This window comes from Streptoverticillium olivoreticuli subsp. olivoreticuli (genome assembly GCF_003391135.1).
GTDB lineage: Bacteria > Actinomycetota > Actinomycetes > Streptomycetales > Streptomycetaceae > Streptomyces > Streptomyces blastmyceticus.
Genome location: NZ_CP031455.1, coordinates 4,059,574 through 4,075,000 on the forward strand (window position 1 = coordinate 4,059,574; position 15,427 = coordinate 4,075,000).

A 15,427-nucleotide genomic window follows, 5' to 3' on the forward strand; every position below is an offset into this window, starting at 1 on the left:
AGCACTTCCATGACCGTGAACTTCCCGCCCGGATTCCTCTGGGGCGCCGCGACCGCCGCGTACCAGATCGAGGGCGCGGCCCAGGAGGACGGCCGCACCCCGTCCATCTGGGACACCTTCTCCCGCACGCCCGGCCGGACCCTCGGCGGCGACACCGGTGACACGGCCGCCGACCACTACCACCGGCGCGCCGAGGACGTCCGCCTCATGGCCGAACTCGGCCTGGGCGCCTACCGCTTCTCCGTCTCCTGGTCCCGGGTCCAGCCCGGCGGCCGGGGGCCCGCCTCCCGGCCCGGGCTCGACTTCTACCGCGCGCTCGTCGACGACCTCCTCGACCGGGGCATCCGGCCGGTACTGACCCTCTACCACTGGGACCTGCCGCAGGAGCTGGAGTCGGCGGGCGGCTGGCCCGAGCGCGGCACGGCGCACCGCTTCGCCGACTACGCGCAGCTGGTCGCCGAGGCGCTGGGCGACCGGGTGGAGCTGTGGACGACCCTCAACGAGCCCTGGTGCAGCGCCTTCCTGGGCTACGGCTCGGGGGTGCACGCCCCGGGCCGCACGGACCCCGTGGCCGCGCTGCGCGCCGCCCACCACCTCAACCTGGCCCACGGTCTCGGCGCCCAGGCGCTGCGCGCGGCCCTGCCCTCGCGGGCACAGGTCTCCGTGACGCTCAACCCGGCGGCGGTCAGGGCCCGCACGGACTCCCCCGCGGACCGGGACGCCCGGCGGCGCGTGGACGCGCTCGCCACCCGTATCTTCACCGAGCCCATGCTCCGGGGCGCGTACCCCGCCGACCTGCTCGCCGACACGGCGGGCATCACCGACTGGTCCTTCGTGCACGACGGCGACCCGGGCGTCATCGAGCACCCCCTCGACTCTCTGGGCATCAACTACTACGCACCTACAGTGGTATCAGCCGCCACTGACAACGCCCCGCCCCGCGACGACGGCCAGGGCTCCGCCGGCCACTCCCCCTGGCCGGGCGCCGACCGCGTCGCCTTCCACCGGCCGCCCGGCAAGCGGACGGCGATGGACTGGTCCGTCGACCCCACGGGCCTGCACGAGCTGCTGATGCGCTTCACCCGCGAGTTCCCCGGCCTGCCGCTCATGGTCACCGAGAACGGGGCCGCGTACGACGACAAGCCGGACGGGGACGGCGCGGTGCACGACCCGGAGCGCATCGCGTATCTGCACGCCCACCTCGACGCGGTCCGGCGGGCGCTGGCCGACGGCGCGGACGTGCGCGGCTATTTCCTGTGGTCGCTGATCGACAACTTCGAGTGGGCGTACGGCTACAGCAAGCGCTTCGGCGCGGTGTACGTCGACTACGCGACGCAGGCGCGCACGCCCAAGTCGAGCGCCCGCTGGTACTCCCAGGTGATGCGGACGGGTCAACTCCCGCCGTACTGACGGGAGCTACTCGAAGACGGAGGGCGGCGGCGCCGGTGACGGCTTGGCGCTCGCGTCGGTGACGGGGGCCGCCCCGCCCGTGAAGTCGGCCAGGGCGCGGCCGTGTTCGACCCGCCCCTGGTGCGGGTCGGTGGCGGCCCGCCGGGTCAGCTCGGCGATGGGCAGCTCGTGGTCCGAGGCCAGCAGCACGGCGTTGCCGAAGCGGCGCCCGCGCAGGACCGCGGGGTCGGCGGTCAGGCACAGCTCGGGGAAGACGGTGCGCACGGTGGCGATCTGCGCCTTGACGTAGGACAGGGGCGGACCGTCCGCGAGGTTCGCGGCGTAGAAGCCGCCCGGCCGCAGCGCGCGCCGCACCTCGGCGGCGAACTCCGTGCTGGTCAGGTGCGCGGGGGTGCGGGCGCCGCTGAAGACGTCGGCGATGATCAGGTCCGCCCAGCCGTCCGGCACCTTGGCCAGGCCCTCGCGGGCGTCGCCGCCCCGCACCCGTATCCGCCAGGAGCCGTCCAGGGGCAGCTCGCGGCGGACGAGCTGGACGAGGGGGGCGTCGATCTCCACGATCTGCTGGGTGGAGCGGGGCCTGGTCGCGGCGACGTAGCGGGCCAAGGTGAAGGCGCCGCCGCCCAGGTGGAGCGCCTGGACCGGCCTGCCCGGCGGGGCCACCAGGTCGGCGATGTGGCCGAGCCTGCGCTGGTAGGCGAATTCGAGATACGTGGGGTCGTCGAGATCGACGTGGGACTGCGGTGCGGAGTCGATCAGCAGGGTGAAGCCGCGGGGGCGGTCGCGGTCGGGCACGAGCTCGGCGTGCCCGCCGTCCACGTCCGCGCCGACCGTTTCCACGGTGGCGCGCCCGCGCCCTCCTTGCTTCTTGCTCTTCGCCATCGGACCAGTATCCCCCGGGGCCGCCCCACGGGCCGGTCCGCCGCCTGCGGCGGGGCTTTGTTCCCCAGCCCCGCCCCTTCCCGCAACATCTGATGCGCGGCTCCGCCGCGGCCGGGGCTCCGCCGCGGACCCCCGCTCGGGTGCGGCCCGGTGGTCGGTTGTGCCCACCCGTTCCGCCCTGCGGAACAACTGCCCACAACCAGGTGGGGCACGGAATTCAGCCCGTCCGGCGTTTGAGGACAGCGCGCGAAGCGTGCTTCGGGGTCCGGGGCGGAGCCCCAGTCAACGGAAGGGACGGCGAACCTAGCGGCAGCGGTCCACCGCTTCGATCGTGCGGGCCGCCTCCCCGAGCGCGGCGCGCAGGACGGCGGGATCCGTGGCGTCCGAGATCGCCGCGTCCGGCGCGACCAGCCAGCCCGTCCCGGTGATGGGCGGCGGCTCCGCCGGGTCGGCCTGGAAGCCGCGGCCGTGCGTCTGGGTGCAGGCGCTGCCCGGGACGTCCCAGGCGTCCGCCGTGCCGGGCGGCACCAGGAAGCCGAGGGTGTCGCACTCGCCGTCGTGCAGCACGGGGCCGACGCCGTCGCGCAGCCGCAGGATGTCGACCGCCTCAAGGCCCTGCCGGGCGGGCACGGTGACCAGGTCGCACGGCCCGGCCTCGACGGCCTCCTGCGCCGCGCACGGGGAAGGCGACGGGCTGTGGTCCTCCCGCGGCTGGTGCAGGGCCGTCGTCCGCGAGCTGCTGATGTCCACTCCGGCCTCCACCAAGGGAAACCCCTCCTCCGCCGTGCCACTCCGCGTCGAGCGCGCTCGTAGGTACAACGCGCGAACCCCGTCAACGGCAACGGCGCCATGCCGTCACAAAGGATGGCACTTCATGGCGGATCACGGGTGAGATATCCGTTTTGTAGCCAAACACTCGGTAGTGGCCCCCTCGTTGCCGGTACGGTCTTCTCCGCCGAACGGCAGCTCCGCCGCTCCGGCAGCCCAGCGGGCAGCACAAGCCCACGCCCCGCTCGTACCGCGTGGGGCGGCAGTCGCCAGGGAGAGGGGCCGGCCATGGCGTCGTCCCACGCGTCCTCGTCACCGCCACCTTGCCCGAACGAGGCGTTCCGGCAGCTGCGGGGAAGCCGGTCGCCGGGCGAGTTCGCGGCGGCCGTACGGCGCGCGGCCCGGGAGATCGGCGAGCAGGTCTCGTGCGACGCGCGCTACATCGGGCGCGTGGAGTCCGGGGAGATCCGCTGCCCCAACTACGCCTACGAGCGGGTGTTCCGGCACATGTTTCCCGGCAGGGAACCGGTCGACATGGGTTTCGCGCCGCGGAACGTGGTACGCGGCAAGAGGGCGCGCGAAACCGCCGAGGCGCCGCCTCCGGAGCCCGGGGGCCCGGTCCGTGACCGGATCCCCGGGGCTCCCGGCACTCCCTTCGACAGCCACAAGGAGAGCGACGTGTTGCGTCGCGCGTTCATGACCAACGGCACCGCGGCGATGGCCGCGGTCTCCCTGGGCACCGTCCCGGGCCCCCGCTCCCCGCGCCGCGCGGGCGAGACCGAGGCCGCCGCCGTCGAACAGGCCGTGCGCCGCATCCGGCTGCTGGACGACCGGCACGGCGCGGACGGCCTCTACCGGCGCGCCGCGCGGCCACTGCGGGTCGCGTACGAGCTGCTCGACGCGGACACCCGGCGGCAGTCGGTCGCGGACCGGCTGCACACGGGGGCGGGCGAACTGGCGATCTCGGTCGGCTGGCTGGCCCACGACTCGGGCCGCTTCGCGGACGCCCGCTCGCACTACGCGGAGGCGCTCGCCACGGCGCGGGTCGCCGGGGACCCGGCGCTGGAGGCGCACGCCTTCTGCAACACCTCCTTCCTCGCGCGCGACGCGGGGCGCCCGCGGGAGGCCGTACGGGCGGCGCAGGCCGCGCAGCGCGCCGGGCGGCGGCTGGCGTCGCCGCGGCTGATGTCCCTGCTGACCCTGCGGGAGGCGGGCGGCTGGGCCGGGCTCGGGGACCGGGGGGCGTGCGAGGAGGCGCTGGCGCGGGCGCGCACGCTCTTCGGGCGCGGGGCCGCCGCCGCGGATCCGGAGTGGATGTCCTTCTTCGGCGAGGCGGAGCTGGAGGGGCTGGAGGCGCAGTGCTGGTCCGCGCTCGGCGACTGGGCGCGCGCGGCCGAGCACGCGCGGCGCGCGGTCGACCTGCAGAATCCGCACTTCGCCCGCAACATCGCGCTGTTCACCACCCAGCTCGCGAGCGATCTGGCCCACGGCGGCGAGCCGGACGCGGCGGCCGCCGCGGGTGACCGGGCGCTGGACCTGCTGACGGAGATCCACTCGACGCGGATCCGGACCATGCTGGCCGCGACGGCCCGACGGCTCCGCCACCACCCCCGCGAAGCGGAAGGTTTCCTCGCCCGCTACCGGCACGCGGTGGCGAGTGGGGGCTGACCCTCCGCGACCGCGATCCGTGGCAACCCGGCCCGTCCGGCGATGGAGGAGCGGTGGTGCGGGCGACACGGCCCGCAGAAGGGCGACGAGGCCCAGCCGCTCACATCCGCTGCCTCACGCCAAGTGCCCCGTGTCGTTCCAGCGCTCGATCGCCGGGGCGTCGTACGCCCAGCCCAGGATGGACAGCGACGTGGGGTCGAGGCGGATGCGCGCCGCGAAGGACACGTCGAGGCCCAGCCAGCGCGCGCCGATCGTCCGCAGGATGTGCCCGTGCGCGAAGATCAGCACGTCGCGGTCGGCCGAGCGCGCCCACTGGACGACCTCGTCCGCGCGGGCGCTGATCTCCGCGAGGGTCTCGCCCTCCGGGACGCCGTCGCGCCAGATCAGCCAGCCGGGGCGCTGCGCCTTGATCTCGGCCGGGGTCATGCCCTCGTACGCGCCGTAGTCCCACTCCATCAGCGCGTCCCAGTCGGTGGCCCGGTCGCCGAAGCCGGCCAGCTCGCAGGTCTCCTTGGCGCGCACCAGGGGGCTCGTACGGATCTCGACGTCGGGCAGCCCGTCCCAGGGGGCGCGGTGCAGGCGCTCGCCGAGCAGCTTGGCGCCGCGCCGGCCCTCGTCGAGGAGCGGGATGTCCGTGCGGCCGGTGTGCTTCCCGGACAGCGACCACTCCGTCTGTCCGTGCCGGGCCAGCAGGATGCGCGGTGCCATGACGAGGGACCCTTCAGAAGATTTCGGTGATTTTGGCTACAGATCCCGGCAGATAATTACAATCTCCGACAGAAACGATCTGCTCGCTCTCCATCATCGCTCACGCCCGTCCCGGGCAACCCTCCAGTGGTTCCCGGCGTCTCCTTCCTCGCACTCCGCCCACCCCGGCCGAACAGCGGGCGAACTCGGCGTTTCCGATAAGTCGCGGGGCGGTGTGCGAACGATGCGGCGTACACCGTACGGTGGCATGCGCGCTTGTTGGCCGCCTGAACATATGGAGAGCGTCCGGATGTACCGCACCGCACCACTCGGGAAGCGGCCGCGCTGGTGGACCGAGCTGCCACTGATCGCCGTGGTGTACGCCCTGTACTCGGCGGGCCGCCTGCTGGTCAGGGGCGATGTGCAGTCGGCCGTCGACCACGGGCTGTCGATCCTCGACCTCGAGAAGACCTTCCGAATAAATTTCGAGCACCCGCTCAACCGGCTGTTCACGGACCACCCGGCCCTCGGCATACCCGCCGACTTCGCCTACGCGTCCCTGCACTACATCCTCACCCCCGCGCTCCTAGTCTGGGCCTTCCGCCGCCGCCCGGCCGACTACCGCTTCCTGCGCAGCTGGCTGATGATCTCCACCCTCATCGGCCTCATAGGTTTCACCCTGCTGCCCACCTGCCCGCCCCGGCTGCTGGACCCGTCCGAGGGCTTCGTCGACACCATGCGGATGTACGCCGAGTACGGCTGGTGGGGCGGCGACGCCAGTGCCCCGCGGGGCCTCGGCGGGATGACCAACCAGTACGCCGCCATGCCGAGCCTGCACGTCGGATGGGCCCTGTGGTGCGGCGTCGTGATGTTCCGTCACGGCCGCACCACCTGGGCGAGGATCGCCGGTGTCGGCTATCCGCTGGCCATCGCGCTCGTGGTGATGGGCACCGCCAACCACTACTTCCTGGACGCCGTCGCCGGGACCGCCGTCATGGGCGCCGGGTTCCTGCTGGCCAAGCCGGCGGTGCGGGCCGCCGACCGGATCAGGCACCGTTTCTCCCGGTCGACAGGCAAGGAAACTGCCGGTACGCCCGCGAATGTCACTGCCGGATGCGAGACTTCGGCAGGTACAGCGCTTCCCCGGGCCGCGGCCTCCGGCTCCCCGGCCGGCGACGGCTCCCGGGGCGCGCCGGAGAGACTTCGCGAGGCGGACGCCAGTGACCAGATCCCTCGACAGCAGGCCCCCGGCGAGGCCGGGGACAGCCGCGCCGACGGCGCTGCGGCAGCGGCTCGCTGAGCTCCGCGGGCCGGACGTCCCCGCCCGCCCGCTCGACGCCCGCGCCCTGGCGGCCCTGGCCGCCAACCCCGGCTGCCGGCGCCGGATGCTGCTCGACGGCGCCGGGATCGACAAGGGGGCGCTGGCAAAGGCCCTGGGCGCCCCGGCGGCCTTCGGGCAGTCGCAGTTCGCGCTGGTGCGGGGCCACTCCTTCGAGCAGCGGGTCAAGGCCGACGGCGGGGCCGCCCTGATCCGCCTGCTGCACGAGCGGCTGGGCGACGGCTCGCCCGCGCCGGAGCCGGGCTCCGTCGACGCCCCCGACCTCTGTGCCGCCGGTCCCGAGGGCCGCACCGCGCGTACGGCGCTGGCCCTGCGCGAGGCCACCGCCGCCGGGCGCTGGGCGCTCCTGGACCACCCCCTGCTGGCCCTGCGCATCGCGGGCACCCCGGCCTATCTGGAGCCGGACGCCGTGGTCGTCCACCCCGACGGGAGCTGGACCGTCGTGGAGATCAAGTCCTTCGCGATGATCGACGGCGCGGCGCACGCCACGAAGGTGGGCGCTGCGGCCCGGCAGGCCGCGGTCTACGTCCTCGCCCTGGAGGAGGTGGCGGCGCGGACGGAGGATCTCCCGCGCGTGCACGCGCGCGTGCTGCTCGTCTGCCCCAAGGACTTCTCCAACCTCCCGGCCGCGGAGCTCGTCGACGTGCGCAAGCAGCTCGCGACCACCCGGCGGCAGCTCGGCCGGCTGGCCCGCGTCGAGGACATCGCGGCCGCCCTGCCCGAGGGCACCACCTTCGACCTGTGCCTCGCCGAGGACGGCCGCACGGCTACGCGGCCCGCCGGTCAGCTGCTGGAGGCCGTCGAGTGCGTCGAGGCGGCGTACGCCCCGGAGTGCCTGGCCGCGTGCGAGCTGGCGTTCCACTGCCGGGCGCGGGCCCGGGAGGCGGGCGCGGTGGAGTCCCTGGGGCGCGGCCTGCGCGGGGAGCTGGGCGGGCTGACCACGGTCGGGGCGGTGCTGTCCGCCGCCCTGGGCGGGGCGGGCGATCCCGAGGACCCCGCCGTCGCCGCGCTCCGCCGCGCGGCCGCCCTGCGCGCGGAGGCGCTGGCCTCGGCGGGCACGGGCACGGAGGCCGCCGTATGACGACGCCCCTCCGGGCGCACCGCGCCCCCATCGACGTACGGACGGAGGCCGCATGTCGCTGATCACCTCGCTCGCGCGCATGGAGGCCGTGCGGGACGGCAGGGCCCGGCCCCTGACCACCGTGCGGCACCGGCACCTCGCGGAGCGGCCCCTCGTCCTCGTCCCCCTCACCACGGCCGGTGAGGCGGGCGCCCCGCTGGGGGCGCTGGTGGGCACCGACCGGGACGCCCCCCGGCTGCTGGTGGTGGCGCAGCCGCGCGACAGGGACCTGCGGTTCGCGTTCCTCGCGGAGCTGGCCGACGCGGTGCTGCCCTATGTCGAGGGGTTCGCCGACGCGGTGGAGACGGAGGAGCGCAAGGAGACCGACCCGGAGACCGGCAAGAAGGTGCCGGTCGAGGTCGAGCTGTGCGCGGAGGCGCCGCAGTTGCTGGTGCCGGGGACGGCCGCGGTGGAGTACGTACGGCTGCTGGGGCGCTCCATGCGGTTCCGGCGCACCGCCGAGCAGGACCCGGAGGCGGCGTATCCCGCGCCCCCGCGCGTGCCGCTGCTCGGCCGCTGGCTGACGCACTTCGGGGAGCGGGCGCGGGTGCCCGGTTCGTCGCTGCTGCTGCCGATGACGCAGCTGCTGAGCAGGCACTGGGCGACGGGGCAGAGCAATCCGGAGGACCAGCACCTGGGCTCGCTGCTCGCCTGGATCGCGCCGCCGCCGGGATCGACGGGCGCCGAGGCGGCGCTGCGCGCGGAGCTGGACCGCGACGGTGACGGCCTGCTGCGCTGTCCCCCGGCGGGCCCCGCGACGGACCCGGCCTTCGACAACAAGCGGCTGGCGCCCGCCACGTCCCGCTACGACCGCGCCCGCGCGGAAGCGACGGAGGCAGCGGCGGCGCTGGAGGCGGCGGGCGGGGCGGGCGCGCCCATGGCCCGCGCCCGGCAGCGGGCCGCCGCGGCCGCCGTGGAGAGCGCCGAGCGGGAGATCCGCGCCCTGCTGGAGTCGCAGCTGCGGCCCACGTGGGACGCCGTGTGGCACGGCGTCGACCTGCTGCGGGAACTGCGCGCGGGCGAGCGGGTGGCCGACCGGTGGAAGCGGGACCGCTGGTCGTACACCACGCATCGCGACCGCGTGCGCGCCGGGGAGCCGCCGCAGCCGAGGCGGGACGACGCGGTGACGGCCGCCCGGAAGCTGGCGACGCGGGAGACCGCGCTGGCCCGGCTGGACGCCCAGGAGGCGCTGGACGACCCCTTGGTGATGGCCACGCGGCGGCTCGCCGGGGAGGCGTTCGCGGGCGAGGTCATCGAGGTGGTGATGGAGTACTCGACGGCGAAGGTGCCGCGGCCGAGGCCCCTGGTGACGGTGCGCACGGACGACAGCCCGCTGCTCGCCGAGGGGGCGAAGATCTTCCGGGCGCACGGCGCGACGGCGCAGACCGCGGAGTTCGTCGGCCCGGTGGCGGGCGAGCCCGGCGCGCTGACGGTCCGGCTGACCGGCGGCATGGGCCGGGGCAAGGTCCCCGACGCGGGCTCGGTGCCGGAGAAGGGCGACCGCGTCTGCTGGACCCTCTTCGAGCACTCCCCCCGCGGCGGGCCCGAGCTGCCCGACCCCGAGCGGACACCCTGGACCCACGGCGGCCCGCCGGGCGAGGCCGTGGAAGCCCCCGATCCGGTGACTCCGGAGGACCACCTGTGAGTTCCCTGAGTCAACCTCTATGCCGCCAGAGCCGCCTCGGGATCCTGATTGATCTTGTTGTTGGCCCGATGGGTATCGGGGTCGTAGCAGGTGCCGGTGCGCCAGCAGGCCCACATCACCCGCAGCCAGGCGCGGGCGAGGATGCGGGCGGCGTGTGGATGGCGTTTCTTGTTCGCCCGCGCGTCGTTGTAGATCTTCGCAGCCCAGTCGCTTGCGTGCCTGCTGTTGTCGGCGTAGCCGACGACGGCCAGGCGGGCGCGACGGTTGGCCGCGTAACGGAAGGTCACCACGCGGGACTTGCCGGACGCCCGGGTGACCGGGACGACGCCGGTTTCGGCGATGAACTGTTCGCTGGTCTTGGAGCGTTCCAGGATCGGACCGATCTCGCCGACGATCTGCCCGAGGTTGACCGTCCCAATGCGGGGCATGGTCGCGAACAGCTGTGCGTAGGGGTGGGCGGCGACCGCGTCGGCGATGGCCTCGTCCAGCGAGCGGATCGTGGCCCGGATGCCCTTGACCAGCTGGACCTGGACACGGACCAGCTGTGCGATCACGCTGTCGCTGAGCCGGGAGGCCGGCTTCGGCGAGGACCGGAGGCGTTCGATGAGGACGCTTCCGGGCTTCTTGCCGGAGTAGCCGCGGCGCTTGCACCATGCTTCCAGGCGCCCGGCGGTGAGCTTGGCGGCCGCGGCTGGGGTGGGGTATCGCTCCAGGAACGCCAGGGCGATGTCGCTGTCGAGGCTGGAGAAGACGGCCTTGCCTCCGGGCCAGTGCGTATCCAGCAGCGCGGCGAGCTGGTTGATCGCGGCGATGCGGGCCGCGACGTGGTCGGCCCGCTGCCGGGTGAGGGCCTGCAGTTCCATCGTGACCTGCTCGGTCGGCTCCAGCCGGGGCAGGAAGTGCCCGTCGGTGCGCAGGTAGTCGGCGAGCTTGAGACTGTCCCCGGCGTCCGTCTTGGCCTTGGAGGCGCCCCAGCGCGGACGCATCGCGTGGAAGGCGTTGGGGTGCACCGGCACCACCGGGTGCCCGGCGGCCAGCAGCCGGTCCACCACCAGGCCGCGGGTGGTCTCGATGGCGACCGGAAGATCCGCCGGACTGCCGTGCTTCGCCAGTTTGGCCAGGGTTCGGGCGATGCCCTCCTCGGTGTGCGCGAGCTCCCAACGGGCAACTCGGGCACCGGAGTTGTCCATGACAGTCACGTCGTGGGTCTCGGTCGCCCAGTCCCATCCGATGAACACGAAAGAAGTACTCCTGTGTCGTGCGCGGAGCACCTGCCCGGTGGTGAGGACGTCTGCCGGAAGCTCATTAATCGGCCCTCTGCGGGGCGTGTCCCTGATGCCGATCAGACGGCCTCGGCCCGGCGGGGCTGGCACAACTCACAGTGGCCATCGAATGGCTCGCGCCACAAGCCATGCACCCACCGGGACCGAGAGGTCACAACCCTACCGAAGAGGGCTGCAGAAGGGATGGTCCCCTAATGAGCGCGACGGAGGACCGTCTGTGAACCCGACCGACGCGGCGCCCGCCGTCCCGGCGCCGCGGGCCCGCACCGCCGCCGTCTTCGACCCGTCCGCGGCGGCGGCCGCCGCGACCGACGCGATCCTGCGCGACACCCTGCACGGCGCGCACCGCGGCGTCGTCGTCGACTCCCCGCCGGGCGCGGGCAAGTCGACGCTGGTCGTACGGGCCGCGCGGGAGCTGGCGGCCGCGGGCCGCCCGCTGATGATCGTCGCGCAGACCAACGCGCAGGTCGACGACCTGGTGCTGCGGCTCGCCGCGAAGGACCCGGAGCTGCCGGTCGGGCGGCTGCACAGCAGTGAGGCGCAGCCGTACGACGCGGCGCTGGACGCGCTCCCGTCGGTGGTGAAGTCGGCGCGGGCGGCCGATCTCGCGGGGCTCGACGTGGTCGTCTCCACGGCCGCGAAGTGGGCGCACACCAAGGTCGACGGGCCCTGGGGGCACGCGATCGTCGACGAGGCGTACCAGATGCGGTCGGACGCGCTGCTGGCGGTGGCCGGGCTCTTCGAGCGGGCGCTGTTCGTCGGCGACCCGGGGCAGTTGGACCCGTTCAGCGTGGTGGGCGCGGAGGGCGCGGCGCAGTGGGCCGGGCTGTCGTACGACCCCTCGGCGAGCGCGGTGTCCACCCTGCTCGCCCACAACCCGGGCCTGCCCCAGCACCGGCTGCCCGTCTCCTGGCGGCTGCCCGCCTCGGCGGCGCCGCTGGTCTCGGCGGCCTTCTATCCGTACACCCCGTTCCGCAGCGGCACGGGCCCCGGCGACCGGCGGCTGGCCTTCGGGGTGCGCTCGGACGGCTCGGCGCCGGACCGGGTGCTGGACGAGGCGGCCGAGACGGGCTGGGGCCTGCTGGAGCTGCCCGCCCGCCGGACGCCGCGCACGGATCCGGAGGCGGTGGGCGCGGTGGCGCACGTCGTCCGGCGGCTGCTGGACCGGGGCGGCGCGGCGACGAGCGAGCTCTCCCCCGACCCGGTGCCGCTGACGGCGGACCGCGTCGCGGTGGGCACGGCCCACCGCGACCAGGCGGCCGCCGTGCGGTCGGCGCTGGCCGGTCTCGGGGTGCGCGGGGTGGCCGTGGACACGGCGAACCGGCTCCAGGGCCGGGAGTTCGACGTGACCGTGGTGCTGCACCCGCTGTCCGGGCGGCCGGACGCGACCGCCTTCCATCTGGAGACGGGCCGGCTGTGCGTGCTGGCCTCGCGCCACCGGCACGCGTGCGTGGTGGTGGGCCGGGCGGGCGTCGACCAGCTGCTGGACGAACATCCGTCGACGGATCCGGTGCGCCTGGGGGTGACGATGAAGTTCCCGGATGGCTGGGAGGCGAATCACGCCGTGTGGGCGCACCTGCTGGAGCACCGCGTCGCCTGGCGGCAGTGAGCCGGACATCCGAACGGGCGCCCCGGACCGCCGGCCGGAGGCCGGTACGCCGCCGGAGGCGGCCGATGGACGCAGCCCGGATGGCTGGGAGGCGAATCACGCCGTGTGGGCGCACCTGCTGGAACACCGCATCCCCTGGCGGCAGTGAGCCGGACATCCGAACGGGCACCCCCGGACCGCCGGCCGGAGGCGGCCGATGGACGCAGCCCCGATGGCTGGGAAGCGAACCACGCCGTGTGGGCGCACCTGCTGGAACACCGCGTCACCCGGCGGCCGTGAGCCCCTCCCCCGTGGGCGCACTTGCGCGGCGCAGGACAATGGATGGCGGTGCAGACGATCCTGGAGGTATGTACATGTGCGAGCCGAAGCCGGCTCCCGGCGCGCGCGACAGTGGGCAGCGCCGCTTGAAGCCCGCGCAGCTGCTCTTCGAGCCGCCCGAGGCCGTCGCCGACCCGGAGCACTTCTTCGACCTCGAATCGATCGAGGACCCGCGTGAGCTGCTGGCCCGCTCCACCGAGCTGGCGCTGGCCTTCCGCGCGGCGGCCGACAGAGCGACCGAGTTCCAGGCGGTGGCCGCGGCCCAGCTCGCCGACCCCGGGCGCTTCGACCGGCTGCCGACCGCGGTGATCGCGGAGCGCGCCGAGTGGAGCGAGGACTACGCGAAGAAGATGGTGGAGTTCGGCCGCGGCCTGCAGCGGGGCAGCAGCACCGTCGACTGACCGGCCCGGCCCGTGGTCCCCGACCATGGGCCGTTGGCATATGCGCCGCGGAAGATAGCGCACCACCCGCCCCGCTGTCCCGATTTCCGGCAACTACCGCGAGCGGGCGGGGATGTGGCGCAGACCATAGGACATGAGCTCCTGGCCGAACGACCCGCACTCCATCCGCTTCCGGCGCCCCACGCCCCCGCGCACCGCCCCGCGGCGCGCCGCCCACCAGCCCGCAGCCGCCCACGTCACGCTCGCGGGGGCCGACTGGCTCGCCTCCGCCGGGTCGGCGCCGCACCAGGTGCACGCCCTGTGGGCGGAGAACCCGGGCGCCCCCATGGTGCTGCCGTGCGGCACGGCGTTCGACGTGGTCGGGCTCCCGGCCCTGTTCGGGCGGAAGGTCCTGGACCGGTTATGGGCGAGCGGCCCCGGCTCCGGGCCGGTCGCCGTCCAGCGCGGCCGCCTGCTGCTCTTCGCCGCCCCCGGCGCCGCCCAGCGGCTGCCCGCGCTGCTCACCTGGGAGGAGTGGGCCCGGGCGATGCCCCCGCTGCTGTGTCACGGCACGGGCGACGCGGTGACCGTCCCCCCGCTCTATCCCCCCGCCGAGGACGAGCCCGTGCCCCCGGCCTCGCGCTGGCTGGTCGCCCCCGAGGTGCGCCACCCCTGGCTGCCGGACGCCGAGGTGCTGCTGTGGGCGTGCGTACGGGTCACCCGGGAGACCTCCGGCCCGGACCTCAGGAGTCGCACCGGTCGCGCCGACGGGGACGCCGACGCCCCGGCCGGCCGTGTGACCGGCGCTCCCGCGCACTCTCCCCGCTGAAACATATGGATTTTCGTTCCACCGGATCAGGGTGCTAAAGTCTTCCACGTCAGCAGGCGCCGCTAGCTCAGTTGGTTAGAGCAGCTGACTCTTAATCAGCGGGTCCGGGGTTCGAGTCCCTGGCGGCGCACAGACAGACGAAGGCCCCTCACCACGGTGAGGGGCCTTCGTCGTATGCGGAGCGTGCGGGCCGGTCCGGCGTTACTCCCGGGTCACCGCGACCGTCCAGGAGCCGCCCGCCGTCCGCCCCCGTACGGACACCCGCACCCCGTCGGCCTCCGAGCGCAGGGACTCCCCCACGCCGAGCGGCGCGTCCGCGAGCGCGGGGTAGACCGACTCGCCCCAGCACGCCTGGTGCCCGGGGTGGCCGTCGAGCACCTGCACGGGCCCGCTGCCGGAGGCGGTGTCGCTGCGCACCCGGTAGACGAGCACGCCCTCCGCGCAGGTGGCGGCGTCGTTGCCGGACGCCGAGCGTGCCTCGACGGCGATGACGCTCGCCGGGCCCGTACGGACCACGATCATGCGGGTCCGGTTGTCGCCGCCCGGCTTCATCGGGGCCTCCAGCGGCTGGAGGGTGTGCAGGCTGCTGCCGCGCCCCCGGACGCAGGTGACCTGCCGCGAGCCGAGCCAGCCGAGCTTCCACTTGTGCCAGCCGAAGGGGTCCGAGGCCAGTCCGAACTGGCTGCCCATGAGGTCCCAGTCGCCGACGTGGGTGTCCCAGTCGCCCTTGCCGTCCTGGGGCCGGTGGTAGAGGTCGGGCAGGTCCAGGACGTGCCCGGTCTCGTGGGCGAGGACGTTGCGGTCCGGCGGGTGGTGCTCGAAGACGGTGACGACGCGGCGCAGTGTGGTGCCGTCGACCTGGACGGGGTGGTCGAGGTTGACGACCTTGGTCGCGTCGGAGTCGACGCCCGGGGCGTCGGGGTCGGCGACGAAGTAGACGAGGTCGTAGCGGCTGAAGTCGACGTCGGCGTCGGCCACGGCGATGGCGTCCCGCAGGTATTCGGAGCGCTGGTCGCCGTCCCAGTCGCGCTGTATGCGGTACGAGGTGGCGGGCCGGGGCATCCGCAGCCACTTCTTCAGCGGGTGGGCCTCCAGCTGGAAGCGCCCGTAGGAGGCCCGCTCGAAGAAGCGGGAGGTGGCGGGGAAGTGGTCGGCCGCGAGCCGCTCGGGGCTGACCTCGGGCTTGGAGTCCGGGAAGGACAGGAAGATCATCACGGCGTCGAGGTGACCGACGGGCCGGGGGTAGGCCGGGTTCCAGGTGTCGAGCCCCTCGGAGTGGTGGGCCTGGCTGCGCGGGAGCGCGCACGGCCCGCCGGGCCCCACGGCGTGCGCCGGTCCGGCGACGACGGTGGTGGCGATCGCACAGAGGGCGGTGAGGACGGCCCCGGCGCGGCGCAGCCGTGGCCGGTCCACCCCCATGGGTGTCTGCGGACGCACCACGTCGACCTCCCGGGACGGATTCGGGACACCTCATCCAGCCTCATTGGATTTG

13 protein-coding genes and 1 tRNA gene are annotated in these 15,427 nt (G+C 74.4%); 9 read left to right on the forward strand and 5 right to left on the reverse strand.

Features of this window, described 5'->3' with window-relative positions:
* The first annotated feature begins 9 nt into the window (after positions 1-9).
* Entirely contained in the window at positions 10-1,410 is a 1,401-nt protein-coding gene (locus tag DXZ73_RS17635; protein ID WP_116211956.1) for a GH1 family beta-glucosidase, read from the forward strand.
* 6 nt (positions 1,411-1,416) lie between these two features.
* On the opposite strand, the gene DXZ73_RS17640 is transcribed toward DXZ73_RS17635, so the two are convergent.
* Both DXZ73_RS17640 and DXZ73_RS17645 read right to left on the reverse strand, forming a co-directional pair.
* Positions 1,417-2,289 (reverse strand): spermidine synthase, encoded by an 873-nt coding sequence (locus DXZ73_RS17640; protein ID WP_116211957.1) that lies wholly within the window; start codon positions 2,287-2,289, stop codon positions 1,417-1,419.
* 303 nt (positions 2,290-2,592) lie between these two features.
* Positions 2,593-3,039: a hypothetical protein gene (locus DXZ73_RS17645; RefSeq protein ID WP_240351391.1), complete on the reverse strand. Its 447-nt coding sequence runs from the start codon at positions 3,037-3,039 to the stop codon at positions 2,593-2,595.
* 306 nt (positions 3,040-3,345) lie between these two features.
* Here DXZ73_RS17645 and DXZ73_RS17650 point away from each other — a divergent pair, with 306 nt between their 5' ends.
* The gene (locus tag DXZ73_RS17650; protein ID WP_116211959.1) at positions 3,346-4,725 is read left to right on the forward strand and encodes a tetratricopeptide repeat protein; all 1,380 of its coding nucleotides are present in this window, start codon (positions 3,346-3,348) and stop codon (positions 4,723-4,725) included.
* Positions 4,726-4,839: 114 nt separating this feature from the next.
* On the opposite strand, the gene DXZ73_RS17655 is transcribed toward DXZ73_RS17650, so the two are convergent.
* Entirely contained in the window at positions 4,840-5,433 is a 594-nt protein-coding gene (locus DXZ73_RS17655) for a histidine phosphatase family protein (protein WP_116211960.1), read from the reverse strand.
* Between the two features lie 289 nt (positions 5,434-5,722).
* Between DXZ73_RS17655 and DXZ73_RS17660 the strand changes: the two genes are divergently transcribed.
* The 3 genes from DXZ73_RS17660 to DXZ73_RS17670 are packed head-to-tail and all read left to right on the forward strand — an operon-like array spanning position 5,723 to position 9,516.
* Positions 5,723-6,712 carry a phosphatase PAP2 family protein gene (locus DXZ73_RS17660; RefSeq protein ID WP_116211961.1) on the forward strand — a complete coding sequence of 330 codons (990 nt, stop codon included), beginning with the start codon at positions 5,723-5,725 and terminating at the stop codon, positions 6,710-6,712.
* Positions 6,633-7,832, forward strand: a complete 1,200-nt coding sequence (locus tag DXZ73_RS17665) for a hypothetical protein (protein ID WP_240351392.1) — start codon at positions 6,633-6,635, stop codon at positions 7,830-7,832. Before DXZ73_RS17660 ends, DXZ73_RS17665 begins: the two co-directional genes overlap by 80 nt.
* A 52-nt stretch (positions 7,833-7,884) precedes the next feature.
* Positions 7,885-9,516, forward strand: coding sequence for a hypothetical protein (locus tag DXZ73_RS17670; protein ID WP_116211962.1), 1,632 nt, complete (start codon positions 7,885-7,887; stop codon positions 9,514-9,516).
* Positions 9,517-9,533: 17 nt separating this feature from the next.
* On the opposite strand, the gene DXZ73_RS17675 is transcribed toward DXZ73_RS17670, so the two are convergent.
* Positions 9,534-10,754 (reverse strand): IS110 family transposase, encoded by a 1,221-nt coding sequence (locus tag DXZ73_RS17675; protein WP_116211963.1) that lies wholly within the window; start codon positions 10,752-10,754, stop codon positions 9,534-9,536.
* Between the two features lie 262 nt (positions 10,755-11,016).
* Between DXZ73_RS17675 and DXZ73_RS17680 the strand changes: the two genes are divergently transcribed.
* The 4 genes from DXZ73_RS17680 to DXZ73_RS17695 all read left to right on the forward strand — a co-directional run bounded on the left by DXZ73_RS17680 (position 11,017) and on the right by DXZ73_RS17695 (position 14,065).
* A complete protein-coding gene (locus DXZ73_RS17680) occupies positions 11,017-12,408 on the forward strand; it encodes an AAA domain-containing protein (RefSeq protein WP_425315845.1) in 1,392 nt (463 codons plus the stop codon).
* Positions 12,409-12,761: 353 nt separating this feature from the next.
* Positions 12,762-13,127: a hypothetical protein gene (locus tag DXZ73_RS17685; protein WP_116215676.1), complete on the forward strand. Its 366-nt coding sequence runs from the start codon at positions 12,762-12,764 to the stop codon at positions 13,125-13,127.
* Between the two features lie 133 nt (positions 13,128-13,260).
* Positions 13,261-13,935: a bifunctional DNA primase/polymerase gene (locus DXZ73_RS17690; RefSeq protein WP_116211965.1), complete on the forward strand. Its 675-nt coding sequence runs from the start codon at positions 13,261-13,263 to the stop codon at positions 13,933-13,935.
* Between the two features lie 56 nt (positions 13,936-13,991).
* Positions 13,992-14,065, forward strand: a tRNA-Lys gene (locus tag DXZ73_RS17695).
* 71 nt (positions 14,066-14,136) lie between these two features.
* Here DXZ73_RS17695 and DXZ73_RS17700 read toward each other — a convergent pair.
* Positions 14,137-15,354: a M6 family metalloprotease domain-containing protein gene (locus tag DXZ73_RS17700; RefSeq protein ID WP_116211966.1), complete on the reverse strand. Its 1,218-nt coding sequence runs from the start codon at positions 15,352-15,354 to the stop codon at positions 14,137-14,139.
* Between the last annotated feature and the right edge of the window lie 73 nt (positions 15,355-15,427).

What these genes read in the sequence shown, in the direction of transcription:
- DXZ73_RS17635 (WP_116211956.1), top strand. Translation starts at nt 10, where the DNA reads ATGACCGTGAACTTCCCGCCCGGATTCCTCTGGGGCGCCGCGACCGCC.
- DXZ73_RS17640 (WP_116211957.1), bottom strand. Translation starts at nt 2,289, where the DNA reads ATGGCGAAGAGCAAGAAGCAAGGAGGGCGCGGGCGCGCCACCGTGGAA.
- DXZ73_RS17650 (WP_116211959.1), top strand. Translation starts at nt 3,346, where the DNA reads ATGGCGTCGTCCCACGCGTCCTCGTCACCGCCACCTTGCCCGAACGAG.
- DXZ73_RS17655 (WP_116211960.1), bottom strand. Translation starts at nt 5,433, where the DNA reads ATGGCACCGCGCATCCTGCTGGCCCGGCACGGACAGACGGAGTGGTCG.
- DXZ73_RS17660 (WP_116211961.1), top strand. Translation starts at nt 5,723, where the DNA reads ATGTACCGCACCGCACCACTCGGGAAGCGGCCGCGCTGGTGGACCGAG.
- DXZ73_RS17670 (WP_116211962.1), top strand. Translation starts at nt 7,885, where the DNA reads ATGTCGCTGATCACCTCGCTCGCGCGCATGGAGGCCGTGCGGGACGGC.
- DXZ73_RS17685 (WP_116215676.1), top strand. Translation starts at nt 12,762, where the DNA reads ATGTGCGAGCCGAAGCCGGCTCCCGGCGCGCGCGACAGTGGGCAGCGC.
- DXZ73_RS17690 (WP_116211965.1), top strand. Translation starts at nt 13,261, where the DNA reads ATGAGCTCCTGGCCGAACGACCCGCACTCCATCCGCTTCCGGCGCCCC.
- DXZ73_RS17700 (WP_116211966.1), bottom strand. Translation starts at nt 15,354, where the DNA reads ATGGGGGTGGACCGGCCACGGCTGCGCCGCGCCGGGGCCGTCCTCACC.